At 71.9% G+C, this 16,198-nt stretch carries 16 protein-coding genes and 1 pseudogene; 4 read left to right on the forward strand and 13 right to left on the reverse strand.

The window, feature by feature from the left end; translation table 11 throughout:
* Positions 1-93 precede the first annotated feature (93 nt).
* Both HJD23_RS05855 and HJD23_RS05860 read left to right on the forward strand, forming a co-directional pair.
* Entirely contained in the window at positions 94-1,179 is a 1,086-nt protein-coding gene (locus HJD23_RS05855; protein ID WP_171109407.1) for an ADP-ribosylglycohydrolase family protein, read from the forward strand.
* 97 nt (positions 1,180-1,276) lie between these two features.
* On the forward strand, positions 1,277-1,768 hold the full coding sequence (locus HJD23_RS05860; protein ID WP_171109406.1) for an NUDIX hydrolase: 492 nt from the start codon (positions 1,277-1,279) through the stop codon (positions 1,766-1,768).
* Positions 1,769-1,783: 15 nt separating this feature from the next.
* Here HJD23_RS05860 and HJD23_RS05865 read toward each other — a convergent pair whose 3' ends face one another.
* Positions 1,784-1,984, reverse strand: a complete 201-nt coding sequence (locus tag HJD23_RS05865; RefSeq protein ID WP_171109405.1) for a type II toxin-antitoxin system VapB family antitoxin — start codon at positions 1,982-1,984, stop codon at positions 1,784-1,786.
* A gap of 82 nt (positions 1,985-2,066) precedes the next feature.
* Between HJD23_RS05865 and HJD23_RS05870 the strand changes: the two genes are divergently transcribed.
* A complete protein-coding gene (locus HJD23_RS05870; protein ID WP_171109404.1) occupies positions 2,067-2,792 on the forward strand; it encodes a Sir2 family NAD-dependent protein deacetylase in 726 nt (241 codons plus the stop codon).
* On the opposite strand, the gene HJD23_RS05875 is transcribed toward HJD23_RS05870, so the two are convergent.
* The 3 genes and pseudogenes from HJD23_RS05875 to HJD23_RS43470 form a co-directional block, all read right to left on the reverse strand.
* The gene (locus HJD23_RS05875; protein ID WP_171109403.1) at positions 2,789-3,271 is read right to left on the reverse strand and encodes a methylated-DNA--[protein]-cysteine S-methyltransferase; all 483 of its coding nucleotides are present in this window, start codon (positions 3,269-3,271) and stop codon (positions 2,789-2,791) included. The genes HJD23_RS05870 and HJD23_RS05875 overlap by 4 nt on opposite strands.
* A 9-nt stretch (positions 3,272-3,280) precedes the next feature.
* Positions 3,281-4,762, reverse strand: coding sequence for an AlkA N-terminal domain-containing protein (locus HJD23_RS05880; RefSeq protein ID WP_277347769.1), 1,482 nt, complete (start codon positions 4,760-4,762; stop codon positions 3,281-3,283).
* Between the two features lie 79 nt (positions 4,763-4,841).
* A pseudogene (locus HJD23_RS43470) lies at positions 4,842-5,051 on the reverse strand (heavy metal translocating P-type ATPase); the annotation flags it as partial.
* Between the two features lie 113 nt (positions 5,052-5,164).
* Here HJD23_RS43470 and HJD23_RS05890 point away from each other — a divergent pair.
* Positions 5,165-5,512, forward strand: a complete 348-nt coding sequence (locus HJD23_RS05890) for a metalloregulator ArsR/SmtB family transcription factor (RefSeq protein ID WP_240980639.1) — start codon at positions 5,165-5,167, stop codon at positions 5,510-5,512.
* A 6-nt stretch (positions 5,513-5,518) separates the two neighbouring features.
* On the opposite strand, the gene HJD23_RS05895 is transcribed toward HJD23_RS05890, so the two are convergent.
* From HJD23_RS05895 to HJD23_RS05935, 9 genes are all read right to left on the reverse strand, one after another.
* The gene (locus HJD23_RS05895; RefSeq protein ID WP_171109401.1) at positions 5,519-5,950 is read right to left on the reverse strand and encodes a hypothetical protein; all 432 of its coding nucleotides are present in this window, start codon (positions 5,948-5,950) and stop codon (positions 5,519-5,521) included.
* A 122-nt stretch (positions 5,951-6,072) separates the two neighbouring features.
* Positions 6,073-7,485 carry a dihydrolipoyl dehydrogenase gene (lpdA, locus tag HJD23_RS05900; protein ID WP_171109400.1) on the reverse strand — a complete coding sequence of 471 codons (1,413 nt, stop codon included), beginning with the start codon at positions 7,483-7,485 and terminating at the stop codon, positions 6,073-6,075.
* Positions 7,486-7,587: 102 nt separating this feature from the next.
* Entirely contained in the window at positions 7,588-7,908 is a 321-nt protein-coding gene (locus HJD23_RS05905; protein WP_232108079.1) for a DUF6343 family protein, read from the reverse strand.
* Positions 7,909-7,967: 59 nt separating this feature from the next.
* Positions 7,968-8,393, reverse strand: a complete 426-nt coding sequence (locus HJD23_RS05910) for a CBS domain-containing protein (RefSeq protein WP_171109399.1) — start codon at positions 8,391-8,393, stop codon at positions 7,968-7,970.
* A 22-nt stretch (positions 8,394-8,415) separates the two neighbouring features.
* A complete protein-coding gene (locus tag HJD23_RS05915; RefSeq protein WP_171109398.1) occupies positions 8,416-9,057 on the reverse strand; it encodes a phosphoribosyltransferase family protein in 642 nt (213 codons plus the stop codon).
* A 115-nt stretch (positions 9,058-9,172) separates the two neighbouring features.
* Positions 9,173-13,063: a glycoside hydrolase family 2 TIM barrel-domain containing protein gene (locus HJD23_RS05920; RefSeq protein ID WP_171109397.1), complete on the reverse strand. Its 3,891-nt coding sequence runs from the start codon at positions 13,061-13,063 to the stop codon at positions 9,173-9,175.
* 206 nt (positions 13,064-13,269) lie between these two features.
* A complete protein-coding gene (locus HJD23_RS05925) occupies positions 13,270-13,791 on the reverse strand; it encodes an O-acetyl-ADP-ribose deacetylase (RefSeq protein ID WP_171109396.1) in 522 nt (173 codons plus the stop codon).
* The gene (locus HJD23_RS05930; RefSeq protein WP_171109395.1) at positions 13,788-15,197 is read right to left on the reverse strand and encodes an NAD(P)/FAD-dependent oxidoreductase; all 1,410 of its coding nucleotides are present in this window, start codon (positions 15,195-15,197) and stop codon (positions 13,788-13,790) included. Before HJD23_RS05930 ends, HJD23_RS05925 begins: the two co-directional genes overlap by 4 nt.
* A 108-nt stretch (positions 15,198-15,305) precedes the next feature.
* On the reverse strand, positions 15,306-16,151 hold the full coding sequence (locus tag HJD23_RS05935) for an inositol monophosphatase family protein (RefSeq protein WP_171109394.1): 846 nt from the start codon (positions 16,149-16,151) through the stop codon (positions 15,306-15,308).
* Positions 16,152-16,198: the final 47 nt, after the last annotated feature.

Genomic DNA, 16,198 nt, shown 5'->3' on the forward strand with positions numbered 1-16,198 from the left:
CCCGCCGTCATGCCCCTGCCCGGTCCCCGGAATCCCCCGGCGAGCGGCTGAGGAGGGCCTGTGACGGTGGCCGGAAGTGGGTAAACCGGAACCATGACCCCTGTGGGCACCGAGCCAGAGCTCGCCGACCGCGTCCTGGGGGGCTGGCTGGGCCGGATCGCGGGCAACATGCTGGGCAAACCGGTCGAGCAGGGCGACCTGTGGACGCGGGACCGTATCGACGACTACCTGCGGCAGGCCTCCGCCCTGCCCCTCACCGACTACTTCCCCGAGCCGCCGCCCGGCGGCTCCGCCATCGAACTGCGTCCCGAGTGGCGCCAGTGCGTCCGGGGCCGTATCCACGGCAGCTGCCGTGACGACGACGTCGACTACGCGATCCTCGGCCTGGACCTGCTGGAGACCCACGGCTTCGGCTTCAGCACCGAGCAGGTCGGCGACCTGTGGCTGCTGCGGCTGCCGTATCTGCAGACCTTCACGGCCGAGCGGGCGGCGTACCGGAACCTCGCGAGCGGCCTGAAGCCGCCGCTGACGGCGACGTACGACAACCCGTACCAGGAGTGGATCGGCGCTCTGATCCGCGCCGACATCTACGGCTGGACCTGCCCCGGCGCGCCCCGCCGCGCGTCCGCGCTGGCCCGCCGGGACGCGGTGCTCTCGCACACCGGCAACGGCGTCTACGGCGCGATGTGGGCGGCGGCACTGATCTCGGCGGCGTTCACCGCGCCCACGGTGCGGCACGCCCTGGACGAGGCGCTGGCCGTCGTTCCGGCGAGCAGCCGCCTGGCGCGCACGGTCCGCCGGGTCATCTCGCTCCACGAGACCCGGATGACCTGGGAGGACACGCTCACCACGGTGGCCGAGGAGACCGCCGGGCTGGGCTGGATCCACACGATCCCGAACGCCGCCGTGCTCACCGCGGGGCTGCTGTACGGCGACGGCGACTTCACGCGGACGCTCGCGCTGACCGTCCGCGGCGGTCTGGACACCGACTCCAACGGCGCCACGGCGGGCTCGGTGGCCGGCGTACTGACCGGCGCGGACGCGATCCCGGTCCAGTGGAAGGAGCCGCTCCACGACACGGTGCGCAGCGCGGTCTTCGGCTTCGACGGCGTCCGGATCAGCGAACTGGCGGAACGGACCCTGCGACTGGCGCAGGCGGAGTCGGAGGCGGAAGCGTAGGGCGGCGCGTTCGAGGCGGGCGGAGGCCGGGGGCGGCGCGTTGCGGAGCCTCGTGCGCCGGAGAAGGCGGCCCTGTGCGCTGGTTACCCTGTCCAGGGTGACCACTCCTGACTTCGCCACGTACATCGCGAGCCTGCCGCGCGTCCTCGCCGGTGCCGCCGCCCTCTTCCGGGACGCCGAGGGCCGTGTGCTGCTCGTCGAGCCCAACTACCGTGACGGCTGGGCGCTGCCGGGCGGCACGATCGAGTCCGACGACGGCGAGACCCCACGGCAGGGCGCGCGCCGCGAGACCGCGGAGGAGATCGGCCTGGACCGCGAACTCGGGCGGTTGCTCGCCGTGGACTGGGTGCACGGGACGGCCCGGCCGCCGCTGGTGGCGTACCTCTACGACGGCGGAGTCCTGAGCCCGGAGGACATCAAGGCGATCCGGCTGCAGGAGGAGGAGCTGCTGTCGTGGCGGTTCGTCGCGCCCGCCGAGCTCCTCGACCATCTGCCCGGCGCCACGGGCCGCCGTGTGGTGGCCGCCCTGGACGCCCTGGAGAACGGCTCGGAGACGGTAGAGCTGGAGAACGGCCACCGGGTCGGCTGATCCGGTGGCCGTGGGTCAGCCCTCCACGTCCCGCGGCTTGCCGTCCACATCGCGCAGGGCCTCGTCCCGCTGGGCGATCCTGGCCTCCGTGCGGTGGCCGCGCTCGATGTAGTCGCGCAGGACGACCTCGACGGCGTCCTGGGGATTGCCGACGCCCGAGAGCACCATGGCCTCCACGACGAGTTCGGCATCGAGCGAGACGTTGACCTTTGCCATGCGCGGACCCTAACAGCAGCCACGCCCCGCCGACCCGACAATCTGTTCGCCGTCCGTCCCCCCCCGCCCTACCCTCGATCGCATGACCAAGCCCCTCGTCGCCATCCTCAGCGGCGCCGGTATCTCCACCGACTCCGGCATCCCGGACTACCGCGGGCCGAACGGGCTGTGGCGGCGGGATCCGGAGGCCGAGAAGCTCGTGACGTACGAGTACTACATGGGCGATCCGGAGATCCGGCGGCGGTCCTGGCAGATGCGGCGGAAGAACCGCACGCTGCAGGCGCAGCCGAACGCCGCGCACCGGGCGGTGGCCGAGCTGGAGCGGTCCGGGGTGCCGGTGCGGGTGATCACGCAGAACGTGGACGGGCTGCACCAGCTCGCCGGGATGCCCGCCCGCAAGGTGCTCGAACTGCACGGCAGCGCGCGCAGTGTCGTGTGCACGGGCTGTCATGCGCGCGGTCCGATGGCGGACGCGATCGCGCGCGTCGAGGCGGGTGAGGACGATCCCGCGTGTCTGGAGTGCGGCGGGATCCTGAAGTCGGCGACCGTCATGTTCGGCGAGCGGCTCGATCCGGTGGTGCTGGGTGATGCGCTCGCCATCAGCAAGGCCTGCCAGGTGTTCATCGCGGTCGGGACGAGTCTGCAGGTGCAGCCCGCGGCCGGGCTCGCGGGGGTCGCCGCCGACCACGGCGCCCGCCTCGTCATCGTCAACGCCGAGCCGACGCCGTACGACGAACTCGCCGACGAGGTCGTACGGGAACCGATCGGGACGGCGCTGCCGAAGCTGCTGCGCACGCTGAGTGACTAGAACAGGGCCTCGCCGCGCTCGAAGTCCAGCAGGCGCTGCTTGCGTTCCAGGCCGCCGCCGTAGCCGGTCAGGCTGCCGCTCGCGCCGATCACGCGGTGGCAGGGGACGATGATGCCGATGGGGTTCTTGCCGTTGGCGAGGCCGACCGCGCGGGAGGCACTGTGGTTGCCGAGGGCCTCGGCCAGTTCGCCGTACGAGCGGGTCTCGCCGTACGGGATACGGCGGAGCTGGTCCCAGACGGTGCGCTGGAACGGGGTGCCGTTCAAGCGCAGTTCGAGGGTGAACTCCTTCAGCTCGCCGCCGAAGTAGGCCGTCAGCTGGTCGATGGTCTCACCGAAGGGTGTCTCGTCCCGTTCGCCGAAGGTCTCCTCCGCCGGGCGGTGGCGCTGGTCGGTCATGTACAGGCCGCACAGGACGCCGTCCTCGGCGACCAGGGTGAGAGGGCCGTACGGGCTGTCGATGACGGTGTGCTGTCGCATCGGAAGTCCTTACACCGGAAGGAAGTTGATCGGGTGGCTGTCGGTCGCCCACAGGTACTGGACGGCGTACGCCCGCCACGGGCGCCAGGCCGCCGCCCGTGCGGTGAGCGCGGCCGGGGTGGACGGCAGGCCCAGCTCCCCCGCGGCACGGCGGATGCCGAGGTCGGTGGGGAGGAAGGCGTCGGGGTCGCCGAGGGCGCGCATCGCGATGACGTCGGCGGTCCAGGGACCGAAGCCGGGGAGGGACAGGAGCTGGGCGCGGGTCCGCGGCCAGTCGCTCTCCACGCCCAAGTGCAGTGAGCCGTCGGTGAGTTGGCCGACGAGGGTGGTGAGGGTCGTGCGGCGGGTGCGGGGCATGGCGAGTGACTCGGGGTCCACCGACGCGAGCGCGTCCACCGACGGGAACAGGTGGGTGAGCCCGCCCTCGGGGTCGTCGACCGGCTCTCCGTGCACGGTGACCAGGCGGGCCGCGTGGGTGCGGGCGGCGGCCGTGGAGACCTGCTGGCCCAGCACGGCCCGTACGGCGAACTCCGCCTCGTCGACCGTGCGCGGGACGCGGCGGCCCGGGGCCTTGTCGACCAGGGGCGCCAGCAGAGGATCGGCCCGCAGCTGGTCGTCGACGGCGACCGGGTCGGCGTCCAGGTCGAGCAGCCGGCGGCAGCGGCTGATGGCGACGGGCAGATCGCGCAGGTCGCTGAGGGTGAGGCGGCAGGCGATGTGGTCGGGGCGCGGGGTGAGCGCCGCGATGCCGTGGCCGTAGGGGAGGCGGAGCGTGCGGCGGTAGGCGCCGTCGCGCCACTCCTCCACGCCGGGTACGGCGGTGGCGGCGAGGTGGCCGAAGAGGTTGTCGGGGTTGAGCGGGGCGCGGAACGGGAGGCGGAGCGACAGGGCGCCCGGGGTGCCTCCGGCGGGCCCTCGCGGTGTCCGGGCGCGCAGGTCGCTGGGGGTGAGGGCGTAGACCTCGCGGACGGTGTCGTTGAAGGTGCGGATGGAGGAGAAACCGGCCGCGAAGGCGATCTCCGCCATGGGCAGTGCCGTCGTCTCGATGAGCAGCCGGGCCGTCTGGGCGCGCTGGGCGCGGGCCAGGGCGAGCGGGCCCGCGCCGAGTTCGGCGAGCAGCTGGCGTTCGATCTGCCGGGCGCTGTAGCCGAGCCGGGCGGCGAGGCCGGGCACGCCCTCGCGGTCCACGACGCCGTCGGCGATCAGCCGCATGGCGCGGGCCACGAGGTCGGCGCGCCGGTTCCACTCCGGGGAGCCGGGGCTGGTGTCCGGGCGGCAGCGCTTGCACGCCCGGAAACCGGCCTGCTGGCAGGCCGCCGCGCTCGGGTGGAACACCATGTTCTCGGGCTTGGGCGGCACGACGGGGCAGCTGGGCCGGCAGTAGATTCCGGTGGTCAGGACGGCGGTGAAGAACCACCCGTCGAAGCGCGCGTCCTTGGCCTGAACGGCTCGCAGACAGCGCTCGGTGTCGGTGTGCATCCCCTTCTGCATGCGTCCAGCATCGACCACCGGGCGGGCCGACGCTGGCGAGAATCCGACATCTACCTTCGCTGTCCTGGACCGCCCCGGATCGCCACGCCGACTCGCGCAGCAGCCGCAGCCCGTTCAGCCCGACCAGCACGGTGATGAACGTACCGGCGATGACCAGGTTCTGGACGACGAGGCGGCGGGCGGCCCGGGACAGTCGTACGACCGCCGGGACGGTGGCGAGTTCGTCGCGTACGACGACGGCGTCCGCGCTCTCCAGCGCGAGGTCGGCGCCCGCGCTCCCCATCGCCAGGGTGCGGGCAGGGGGCGCCGTTCGCGGCGTGAGAGTCGCTGACACACGAGCACCGTACAGGGGCACATGAAGACCCATTCATGTGTTCATATACGACCGGTACGATACCGGTCATGGGTCATGGAGCCGTCACCCCCGCAGCCGCCGAGCGCGTACGTCTGGACGAGGCCAATGTCGCCAAGGTGGCCACCACCCTCCAGGCCCTGTCCACCCCGTCCCGCCTGCTGATCCTGGCGCGGCTGCGCGAAGGCCCGCTGCCCGCCACGGAGTTGGCGGCCGAGGTCGGCATGGAACAGTCCGCCTGCTCGCACCAGCTGCGCAATCTCGGGCTGGTGGTCGGCGAGCGGCGCGGCCGGTCGGTCGTCTACGCGCTGCACGACCACCACGTCGCGGAACTCCTCGACCAGGCCGTGTACCACGTGGAGCACCTGCGGCTGGGCATCAGCGACACCGCCGAGTAGGGCGGTTCAGCGGGCGGGTTCCCGGTAGGAGGCCAGCGCCCAGATCACGAATACGTCGATCGCCATCATGACGACCGACCAGACCGGCTGGTACGGCAGGAAGAGGAACTGCAGGATCAGGCTCAGCGCGGCCAGGGTGATACCGGCGATCCGTGCCCAGGCCGCCCCCATGAGCAGGCCCCAGCCGGTGACGGCGACGAGGACGCCGACGACCAGGTGGATCCAGCCCCAGCCGGTGAGGTTGAGCTCGTAGACGTACGTGCCGACGCGGGCGTACACGTCGTCCGCGGCGATCGCCGCGATGCCCTGGAGCACCGCGAGCAGACCGCCGCACAACATCAGCACACCGGCGAACATGACGCCGCCGGTCGCCCACCCCTCGCGGCGGCCCGTCGGTGCGGCCTGCGGTCCTGTCGGATGTGCAGCGTGCTGAGCCATGGCGGCCGTCCCTTCATGTGGGTGACTCCAGCCTCCGGGCGCCGCCAGGGGTGCCGCCATTCCGGTTACGCCGGTCGGGTGACACCCGGGGAGGGAGGCACACGGCCGCCCAGGCAGGGTGCTCACATGTTGATCATGTGGCCGGCCAGGCCGTGCACGGCCTCCTGGATCGCCTCGCCGAGGGTCGGGTGGCCGTGGACGTTGCGGGCCACCTCGTGGACGGTGAGGTCCCACTTCTGGGCCAGGGTCAGCTCGGGCAGCAGCTCGGTGACGTCGGGGCCGATGAGGTGGCCGCCGATCAGCTCGCCGTACGTCGCGTCGCTGATCAGCTTCACGAAACCGGTGGTGTCGCCGAGGCCGTGCGCCTTGCCGTTGGCGGTGAACGGGAACTTGGCGACCTTGACGTCGTAGCCGAGGTCGCGGGCCTGCGCCTCGGTGTAGCCGAAGCTGGCGATCTGCGGCTGGCAGTAGGTGGCCCGCGGGATCATCGCGTAGTCCAGCTCCATGGTCTCCGCGTCGGCGATGGTCTCCGCCGCCACCACGCCCATCGCCTCGGCCGCGTGCGCGAGCATCAGCTTCGCGGTGACGTCGCCGATGGCGTAGATGTGCGGGACGGAGGTGCGGCAGCGGCCGTCGACGTCGATCGCGCCGCGCTCGGTGACGGTCACGCCGGTGTTCTCCAGGCCGTAGCCGGTGACGTTCGGCGCGAACCCGATCGCCTGGAGCACCTTGTCGGCCTCCAGGACCTGCTGGGAGCCGTCGTTGGCGGTGACCGTGACCCGGACCTGCGGGCCGGCCTCGTCGATGGCGTCGACGCGGGTCGAGGTGAGCACGTCGATGCCCAGCTTGCGGTACTGGCGGGCGAGTTCGGTGGAGACCTCGGCGTCCTCCAGGGGGGCGGCGCGGTCCAGGAACTCGACGACGGTGACCTTCACGCCGTAGTTGTTCAGGATGTACGCGAACTCGACACCGATCGCGCCGGCGCCCGCGATGATGATCGACTGCGGCAGCTCCTCGGCGAGGATCTGCTCCTCGAACGTCACCACGCGTGAGGTGCGGCGGGTGCCGGGCAGCAGCTTCGGGGTGGCACCGGTGGCGATGATGCAGTTCTCGAAGCCGATGGTGCGGGTGGTGCCCTCGTAGTCGGTGACCTGGAGCGTGTGCGGGTCGAGGAACGTGCCGCGGCCGTCGTACTCCGTGATCTTGTTCTTCTTCATCAGGTAGTGAACGCCCTTGACCCGGCCGTCCGCGACCCGGCGGCTGCGCCGGAAGGCCTCGCCGTAGTCGAAGGAGACCTCGCCGTCGACCTTGATGCCGAAGGTCTTGGCCTCGCGGGTGACGATGTGCGCGAGCTCGGCGTTGCGCAGCAGGGCCTTGGTGGGGATGCAGCCGACGTTCAGGCAGACGCCGCCCCAGTACTTCTCCTCCACGACGGCGACGCGCTTGCCCAGCTGGGCGGCCCGGACGGCGGCGACGTAGCCGCCGGGGCCCGCTCCGAGAACGACGACGTCGAAGCGCTCGTCCTGCTCGTCCATGCGTCAGGTCCCTTTCGGTGTGGTGAAGAGCGGTTGGCCCGGTGTAGGGGATTCTTTCGCCGCGCTGCGCTCATCGCCACACTGATCGCCATGCCGCCGGTCTCAGGCCTGGGGCCTGCCCCGTTCCCGCCGCATCCGGCGCAGGAGGACCACACCGTCCGCGGCGGCGACCAGGGCGAGTACGCCGGAGGCGACGGCGAGGCCGGTCAGCGGCGCCGGACCGGGTGTCTCACCAGGCGAGGAACTCGCGGCCCAGACGGCGAACAGCACGGTCGCCGCGACGAAGACGGGCAGGAAGACGGCGGTGAGCAGCACGCGCAGGCCCAGTGCGCTGCGGGCGGTGACCGGTTCGGTGCCCGTACGCGGGAAGCGGCGGCCGATCATGCCCGACCGTTCGCGGGGCACCGGCCGTCCACGGTTCATGGCGGTGCCTCCCTTCAGTGGTTCGACCGTCAGTGGTTCGACCGTCAGTGGTTCGACCGTCAGTGGTTGGGGGCCGCCCGGCTGATGTCGGCCAGCGCGGAGTGCGGGTCCTCGGTGGTGGCGAGGTCGCCCAGGCTGACCATGCCGACCGGGCAGCCGCCGCGGTCGACGACGGGCAGCCTGCGGACCGCGTGCTGCCGCATCAGCTCGACGGCGTGCTCCGTCGTGTCGTCCGGCGCCACGGTCACCACCGGCGGTCGCGTGCACAGCGAACCGACCGGTGTGACGCGCGGGTCGCGGGCCTCGGCGACCGCCCGGACCGCGATGTCGCGGTCGGTGAGCACGCCGAACAGATCGCAGTCGTACGCCACCAGGACGTCGCCGATGTCCCGGTCCCGCATGACCTGGGCGGCCCGGGCCACCGTGGTCATGGGTTCGATCGACGCCGTGCTCGACGACATCACCTCACGTATGTACCTGGTCATGATCATCTCCTGGCCCGCTGGGTCAGCTGCCGTGCAGCGCTTCCAGCACGTCCTCGTCCGTCAGCTGTTCGAAGTCCTCGTACCAGAGGCCGACCGCGTGGAACGGGCTCGGCCGCATCAGGCACACCACGTCGTCGGCCTCGTGGCGCAGCAGCTCGACGGCCTCGTGCGAGGCGACCGGCGCCGCGACGACCACCCGTTCGGGCTCCCGGTGCCGCACCGCGCGCACGGCGGCCCGCGCGGTCGACCCGGTGGCCAGCCCGTCGTCGACGAGGATGGCGGTACGTCCCTTCAGTTCGGCGGCGGGTCGGTCCTGGCGGTACCGCTGTTCCCTGCGGCGCAGCTCGGTCCGCTCCCGGGCCACGATCGGGGCCAGCTCGGCCTCGGTCAGGCCCAGCTGCTCCAGGGCCCGGGTGTCGAAGTACGGCGGCTCGTCGCCCGCGATCGCGCCGACCCCGAACTCCTCGTGGAACGGCGCTCCGATCTTGCGGACCACCAGCACGTCGAGCGGCGCGCCGAGGGCCCGCGCGACCTCCCGGGCCACCGTGACGCCGCCGCGGGGCAGGGCGAGGACCACGGGATCCGGGAGTGTCCCTTTCTCCTGCAGAATGCGCAGATGCTCGGCCAGTTCCCGGCCGGCGTGCGCGCGGTCACGGAAACTCATGTGCTCCCCTTCCGCCACGGGGCCCTTCTTCTCGCCCTGTGGTGGTACGGGTTTCCCGCGTGCGGCGCCCGACACCCCGAGATCGTCCGTGGGGTGCCGGGCATTCGGGGAACTGCTACTCGGTGGCCGTCGGCCGCCGCGCCGCCGCCATCGCGTCCCGGACGTCGCTCAGCGGGCGCAGCCGGTAGGTGTAGGCGTAGTCGCGGTCGGCGAACAGCTTGTACTCGTCGTGGGTGTGCGCGCCCCAGCTGTTGTCGCCGCCCACGCCCATCTGCCGGTGGTTCACCCGCAGCACGACCGCGTCGCGCGGGGTGAGCTGGTAGTCGTGCCGCACGCCGGACGACAGGTCCTCCGGCGTGAAGTGCGAGGCGTTGACCTCCACCAGCGGCTCCCCGCAGATCAGCAGTCCGGCACCGTCGCGCCCGGTCAGCGCGGCCCAGCGGACGCCCGTCCGGTTGCCGTTCTCCTGCGGGCGGATGTACGGCGTCCACAGGTCGGCCACGGTTGCCGAGTACACGCCGACGTCGGTGCCGCTGTCGCGGTCCCAGTAGTTCTCCTCGGGGCCACGGCCGTAGTAGTGCAGCCGGTCGAGGCGCCGTGGCAGGAACAGCAGGGTGCCGACCTCGGGGAGGTACGGCAGGTTCGCGGCGCCCGGGTGCAGGGTGTGGTCGACCTTGATCTCAGCGTTGCCGAACACCGTGTAGGTGGTGGTGTACGTCGACTCGGTCGTCGTGGGCAGGGTGCCGCTGACCTTGATCTCGACGGCCCGGTCCCGCAGGGCGCGCACGCTCACACCGGTCACCTCGCGCAGGGCGCCGGCGTCCCGCCAGGTCTGGTTGCGGGTGTGCTGGCCGTTGCCCTTGTCGTTGTCGGTGGGCGCCCGCCAGAAGTTCGGCGCCGGGCCCGAGGTGATCAGGCGGGTGCCCGCGGCCTCGTACGAGGTGATGACCCCGCTGCCCTTGTCGACGGTGACGGAGAAACCCCGTCCCGTGACGGTGACGGACGTCTCGGCGTCGTCGTACCTCAGCGCCGGGACGCGCGCCAGCGGCACCGGCGTCACGGCCGGGCTGCCCACGTCGACGGGCAGCTGCTGCCGGGCGACCTCGAAGCCCGCCTTCGCCCACTGCGTGGGCTCCTTGGTGGTGAAGGACAGCTGGAGGAAGTACTCCGCGCCCGGCGCCGGGTTGCCCGGCCGGCGTACGGGGAGGGTGATGTCCTTGCTCGACAGCGGCGGTACGTCGAGCTGGCCTCGGGTGAGCCTGCCGCGCTGAACGGCCCTGCCGTCGGCGAGCAGGGTCCAGATGCCGTCGTAGGCACGGAGGTTGGTGAACAGGTTCTCGTTGGTGAGGGTGACCGCTCCCCAGCCGGTGCCCGGCGTGACGTTGATGGCCTGGTAGACCTGCTTGACCTCGGTCGCCTTGCCGGTGAGGCCGCGGTCGGCGGTCACGATGCCGTCCGCCACGAAGTTCCCGTCGTTGGGGTTGTCGCCCCAGTCGCCGCCGTACGCGAGGAACGTCTTCTCACGCGGCTTCCTCTCGTCGAACCCGACCGTGGCCGCGTCGAACCAGAGCCGCACCCCGTCGTCGCCGGGACCCCGGCTGTCGGAGGCCAGCTCACCGGCGCTCAGCGCACGTGCGTACACGCGTGCCCGGCGTATCGTGCCGCTGAACTCCCGGGTCCAGTTGTCGACGTCGGTGGCGAGCGCGAGGGGCGCGGTGTTGCTGCCGGGCCGGCGTGTGGTGGTCCGGGTGGCGCGGACGACGCCGTCGACGTAGAGGGTCAGCGTGCCGGTTGCGGCGTCGAAGACACCGGCGATGTGATGCTCGGTGCCGGTCCAGCCCTCCGCGGGCAGGGCCCAACTGGCGGTGATCCACTGGCCGCCGCCGTGGATGAAGAACTCCAGGCTCCTGTTGGTCTGTTTCAGCGCGTACTGGGTGTCGCCCTTGGCGAGGATGGGCTGGTGGTACCCGGTGACGTGCGGGGTCACCCAGGCCTCCAGCGTCAGGGAGCCGGTGAGGTCGAGGAAGGGATCGCGGGCGAAGACGGTTCCGCCGGAGACGCCCTTGGCCCGGTCGAAGGTGCCGCCGGGCGCGAGGATCTCGCCCTTCAGCTTGCCGGGACCGCTCTCCGTCAGCAGCTTCCGTGTCGGAGTGGGCCAGTTGAGCGACTGGTCGACGAAGTCCCAGATCCAGCCGCCCTGGAGGACGTCGTGACGGCGGATGATGTCCCAGTACTTCCGGAAGTTGCCGTTCGAGTTCCCCATCGCGTGCGAGTACTCGATCATCACGTACGGCCGGGTGTCCGCGGTGTCCTTGGCGCGGGCCTCGACGCGCGCGGGGCTGTCGTACATCTCCGAGCGGATGTCGCTGACCCCGGGCCGGTCGTCACCCTCGTACTGGATGACGCGGGTCGGGTCGTAGGAGCGTATCCAGTCGTGCATGGCGACGAAGGTGCTGCCGCCGCCCGCCTCGTTGCCGAGTGACCAGATGACCACCGAGGCGTGGTTCTTGTCCCGGTGGACCATGTTCTGCGCGCGGGCCACGCACGCTCTGCTCCAGTCGGCGTGGTTGCCGGGGTACCGGTCGCGTATGCCGTGGGTCTCGACGTTGGCCTCGTCCACCAGGTACAGGCCGTACTCGTCGGCGAGTTCGTACCACAGCGGGTTGTTGGGGTAGTGCGAGGTGCGGACGGAGTTTATGTTCATCCGCTTGATGATCTCGATGTCCTCGACCATGTCCGCGCGGGTGAGCGCGGTGCCGCGCTCGGGGTGCATCTCGTGCCGGTTGGTGCCCCGGAAGGAGACGGGCTTGCCGTTGATGCGCATCAGCCCGTCCTTCAGCGCGAACTCGCGGAAGCCGACCCGGTGCGACAGCGTTTCGATCACCTTGCCGCGCGGGTCGCGCAGCCGCAGGACGGCGGTGTAGAGGTTCGGGTGCTCGGCCGACCAGAGCCGGGGCGCGGGCACGGCTCTGGCGGCCCGCACGGTGGCGTCCTCGCCGACCGCCGTGACGTCGACGGCCTGCTCCAGCGGCCGGGACCAGACGGGGTGCCCGCGCTCGTCGTACAGCTGGGTCTCCACCGTGTACCGCCCGGCGCCGCCGTCGGCGTACGCCCGCACACTCGCGGTCACCGCCAGCTCGGCGGCCGTGTAGTCCTCGCTCAGCGGGGTGTCCAGCTTGAAGTCGCGCAGATGGACGACCGGTGTGGAGTACAGGTAGACCGAGCGGAAGATTCCGCTCAGCCGGATCATGTCCTGGTCCTCCAGCCAGTCCCCGTCCGAGTAGCGGTACACCTCGACGGCGATCTGATTGGTGCCCGGCTTGAGGTACGAGGTGATGTCGTACTCGGCGGGGGTGTACGAGTCCTCGTGGTAGCCGACCAGCTCCCCGTTGATCCACACGTAGTGGGCCGACTTGACACCCTCGAAATGCAGGAAGGTTCGCCGCCCCGACCAGTTGCGCGGGACCGTGAAGGTACGCCGGTACTGGCCGACGGGGTTGTAACGGGTCGGGGCGGCCGGGGGCTGCGGTTCCTCGCCCAGGCCGTTGGGGCCCCACCACGGGTAGGTGATGTTGACGTAGATCGGGAAGTCGTAGCCGTGCAGCTGCCAGACGGAGGGGACGGGGATGGTGTCCCAGGACCGGTCGTCGACGTCGGTGCGGTAGAAGTCGGTGTCCCGGTCGGCGGGGCGGTCGACGTAGGCGAACTTCCAGCTGCCGTCGAGGCTCAGCCGGTACGGGGAGCGGGTGCGGTCGGCGGTCAGGGCCTGCCGTACGTCCGCGTACGGCATGAGCGTGGTGTGCGGGGGCTCGGTGCCCAGCCGGAACAGGTCGATGGTGCCGTTCCACTCCGGCGTTCCGTCCGCCGTCGCGCCGCGCGGGGCGGCGTACGCGGCGAGGGGCGACGAGGACAGGGCGAGCCCGCCGAGGACGGCGGCGCTGGTCTGAAAGAGCCGGCGGCGGCTGACGACGGGCCGGTCGGCGGGAGAGGGGTACGGGTGCGGCATGACCGTGTCCTTCCTCGGGACGTGCGCTGCACGAACTGAGGGCGGGTCACCTCACGGTGACGGGGCAGCCGTTGCCGTCGTGGTGCGAGGCGGCTCATGGGGACGGTGTCGGCTGCTGCGCCCGGATCACCCTAGGACTTCGAACACAACCAAGCAATTGGCCCGTCGGACTTTGTTGGTTCCTGATGGGCGTCGGGGGTGCCGGGTCAGCCCACCTGCGCCGCGAACGCCTCGTACGCCCGCTGGTCGAAGAGGACGAACTTGACCTCCTCGACCGATGTCCGTGTGGCCCGTACCGTCTCGACCGCGATCCGTGCGGCGTCGTCCATCGGCCAGCCGTAGATGCCCGCGGAGACGGCCGGGAACGCGACGGTCCGGGCGCCCAACTCGTCGGCGACGCGCAGGGATTCCCGGTAGCAGGAGGCCAACTGCGCGGAGCGGTCCTCCTGCTGGGAGTGGACCGGCCCCACCGTGTGGATCACCCAGCGTGCGTCCAGTTCGCCCGCCGTGGTGGCGACCGCCTGCCCGGTCGGCAGCCCTTTGCCGTACGTCGAGGCGCGCAGCTTGCGGCAGTCCTCCAGGATCGCGGGGCCGCCGCGCCGGTGGATGGCGCCGTCCACGCCCCCGCCGCCCAGCAGCGAGGAGTTGGCCGCGTTGACGATCGCGTCGGCGCTCTGCTCGGTGATGTCGCCCCGGACGAGCGTGATGGTGGGGGTTGCGGGGGTCATGGTTGCCTCAGCCTCCTCCACACGGCCTTCGCCGCGTTGTGCCCCGACATGCCGTGCACGCCCGGTCCCGGCGGGGTGGCCGAGGAGCAGATGTACACGGCCGGGTGCGGGGTGCTGTACGGGAACAGGGACAGTTTGGGGCGCAGCACCGTCTGGAGTCCGCTGACCGCGCCGGAGCCGATGTCGCCGCCGACGTAGTTGGCGTTGCGGGCGGCGAGTTCGGGCGGTCCGGCGGTCGCGCGGGCGAGGACGCGGTCGCGGAATCCCGGGGCGAAGCGCTCCAGTTGGCGTTCGATGGTGTCGGTGAGGTCTCCGGTCCAGCCGCTGGGGACATGGCCGTACACCCAGAAGACCTGCTTGCCGTCGGGGGCCCGGGTGGGGTCGACGAGGCTGGGCTGCACGGTGATGAGGAACGGCCGGTCGGGCGCCCGGCCGAGGCGGGACGCCTCGCGCAGCGCGGTGCCGATCTCCGCGCTGCTGGCGCCGATCTGCACGGTCCCGGCCCTGCGCGGCTCCTCGGCGGTCCACGGCACCGGGCCGTCCAGCGCGTAGTCGACCTTGAAGACGCCCGGGCCGTACCGGTACCCCTCGTAGTAGCGGCCGAAGCCCGCGATGCGGGCCAGGGCGGTGGGTGAGGTGTCGAAGACGTACGCGCGCGCGGGCGGCAGGTCGTCGAGGCGCTTGACCTCGTAGTCGGTGTGGATCGCGCCGTCGAGGTCCTTCAGATACGCGGCGAGCGCGTCCGAGATGGACTGGGAGCCGCCACGGGCCACGGGCCAGCCCCGGGCGTGCGCGGCGAGGGCGAAGACCAGGCCGATCGCGCCGGTGGCGAAGCCGGTGAGCGGGGCCATCACATGGGCGACGAGACCGGCGAAGAGGGTCTTGGCGGGTTCGTCGCGGAAGCGGCGGGTCAGCCAGGTGGACGGGGGCAGGCCGGCCAGGCCGAAGCGGGCCAGGGTCACCGGGTCGCGGGGCAGCGCGCTGAGCGGCAGGGACATGAAGTCGCGGGCCAGCGTGTCCCAGTGGTGCAGGAAGGGCTCCACCAGTCTGCGGTACGTCCCCGCGTCGCGCGGGCCGAGGGAGGCGGCGGTCTCGCCGACCGAGCGGGACAGGATCGCGGCGGTGCCGTCGGGGAACGGGTGGGCCATGGGCAGCTCGGCGTGCAGCCACTCCAGGCCGTAACGGTCCAGGGGGAGGGCCCGGAACGCCGGGGAGTTGATGCCGAGGGGGTGGGCCGCGGAGCACGGGTCGTGGCGGAAACCGGGGAGCGTCAGCTCCTCGGTGCGGGCGCCGCCGCCGATCGCGTCCCGCGCCTCGAACACCGCCACGGAGAAGCCGCGGCGGGCCAGCTCCACTGCGGCGGTCAGTCCGTTCGGCCCCGCACCCACCACGACCGCATCGAGCATCGACGGCACCTTCGGACTCCTTCGTCAGCCGATGGCCACTCAGGGTCAGGATATGCCGGGGGACTGACACCCCTCCGCGACGGGTGCCCGTGACGGACGAACCGGGGCTCAGACCGCCGAGGCCAGCAGTCCCGCCACCCGCCGGGCCGTGGCCGCGTCGCGGGCCGCCGTGAAGGGCAGGGTGTTGCCGCCCGTGATGCGGAACGGCTCGCCCGTACGGGTCAGGTGGGCACCGCCGGCCTCCTCGACGAGCAGCAGGCCCGCCGCGTGGTCCCAGGCGGCCTCCCAGGAGAACGCCGTGGCGTCCGACTCGCCCCGGGCGACGGCAAGATACTCCAGACCGGCCGAACCGCACTCGCGCGGGGCGACGCCGTCCGTCCACAGGCCGAGCAGCGCGCGCTTCTCCTCGTCGGTGGTGTAGTCCGGGTGGGAGGTGGCGACGCGCAGGTCACGGCCCGGCGTGGGCGGGCCGGCGAACAGCCGCTCACCGTCGAGGAAGGCGCCCCGGCCGCGGACGGCCGTGGCCAGCTGGTCGCGGGCGGCGGCGTAGGTCCACGAGGCCAGCACGACGCCGTGGTGGGCGAGCGCGACCAGCGTGCAGAAGCCGTCGTCGCCGCGCACGAACTGCCGGGTGCCGTCGACGGGGTCGATGATCCAGACCGGGGCGTCGCCACGTATCGCCTCGTACGACGCGGGGTTGGCGTGCACCGCCTCCTCGCCGACCACCACGGAGCCGGGCAGCAGCGCGCCGAGCGCCTCGGTGAGGTGCCGCTCGGCCAGCCGGTCGGCGTCCGTCACCAGGTCGTGCGGGCCGCTCTTCTGGTCGACCTCGTGCGCGGCCAGCTGCCGGAAGCGCGGCATGATCTCGGCCGCGGCCGCCTTGCGCACCGCTTCTTCCACGTCGGCCGAGTTACGTGCGAGAAACTCGTCGATGGTTTCCATCTCTTCGATCATGCCTCCATGAGAGCACGCGGCGCTGACAATGCCCGCCGGGGCGGTGC

Source organism: Streptomyces sp. Z423-1 (assembly GCF_013009255.1).
Taxonomy (GTDB): domain Bacteria; phylum Actinomycetota; class Actinomycetes; order Streptomycetales; family Streptomycetaceae; genus Streptomyces; species Streptomyces gossypiisoli.

Bases quoted from the DNA above. Each gene is read 5' to 3' on its own strand.
- HJD23_RS05855 (WP_171109407.1), top strand. From the start codon at position 94: ATGACCCCTGTGGGCACCGAGCCAGAGCTCGCCGACCGCGTCCTGGGG.
- HJD23_RS05865 (WP_171109405.1), bottom strand. From the start codon at position 1,984: ATGGCAAAGGTCAACGTCTCGCTCGATGCCGAACTCGTCGTGGAGGCC.
- HJD23_RS05870 (WP_171109404.1), top strand. From the start codon at position 2,067: ATGACCAAGCCCCTCGTCGCCATCCTCAGCGGCGCCGGTATCTCCACC.
- HJD23_RS05875 (WP_171109403.1), bottom strand. From the start codon at position 3,271: ATGCGACAGCACACCGTCATCGACAGCCCGTACGGCCCTCTCACCCTG.
- HJD23_RS05880 (WP_277347769.1), bottom strand. From the start codon at position 4,762: ATGCAGAAGGGGATGCACACCGACACCGAGCGCTGTCTGCGAGCCGTT.
- HJD23_RS05890 (WP_240980639.1), top strand. From the start codon at position 5,165: ATGGGTCATGGAGCCGTCACCCCCGCAGCCGCCGAGCGCGTACGTCTG.
- HJD23_RS05895 (WP_171109401.1), bottom strand. From the start codon at position 5,950: ATGGCTCAGCACGCTGCACATCCGACAGGACCGCAGGCCGCACCGACG.
- lpdA (WP_171109400.1), bottom strand. From the start codon at position 7,485: ATGGACGAGCAGGACGAGCGCTTCGACGTCGTCGTTCTCGGAGCGGGC.
- HJD23_RS05905 (WP_232108079.1), bottom strand. From the start codon at position 7,908: ATGAACCGTGGACGGCCGGTGCCCCGCGAACGGTCGGGCATGATCGGC.
- HJD23_RS05910 (WP_171109399.1), bottom strand. From the start codon at position 8,393: ATGACCAGGTACATACGTGAGGTGATGTCGTCGAGCACGGCGTCGATC.
- HJD23_RS05915 (WP_171109398.1), bottom strand. From the start codon at position 9,057: ATGAGTTTCCGTGACCGCGCGCACGCCGGCCGGGAACTGGCCGAGCAT.
- HJD23_RS05920 (WP_171109397.1), bottom strand. From the start codon at position 13,063: ATGCCGCACCCGTACCCCTCTCCCGCCGACCGGCCCGTCGTCAGCCGC.
- HJD23_RS05925 (WP_171109396.1), bottom strand. From the start codon at position 13,791: ATGACCCCCGCAACCCCCACCATCACGCTCGTCCGGGGCGACATCACC.
- HJD23_RS05930 (WP_171109395.1), bottom strand. From the start codon at position 15,197: ATGCTCGATGCGGTCGTGGTGGGTGCGGGGCCGAACGGACTGACCGCC.
- HJD23_RS05935 (WP_171109394.1), bottom strand. From the start codon at position 16,151: ATGATCGAAGAGATGGAAACCATCGACGAGTTTCTCGCACGTAACTCG.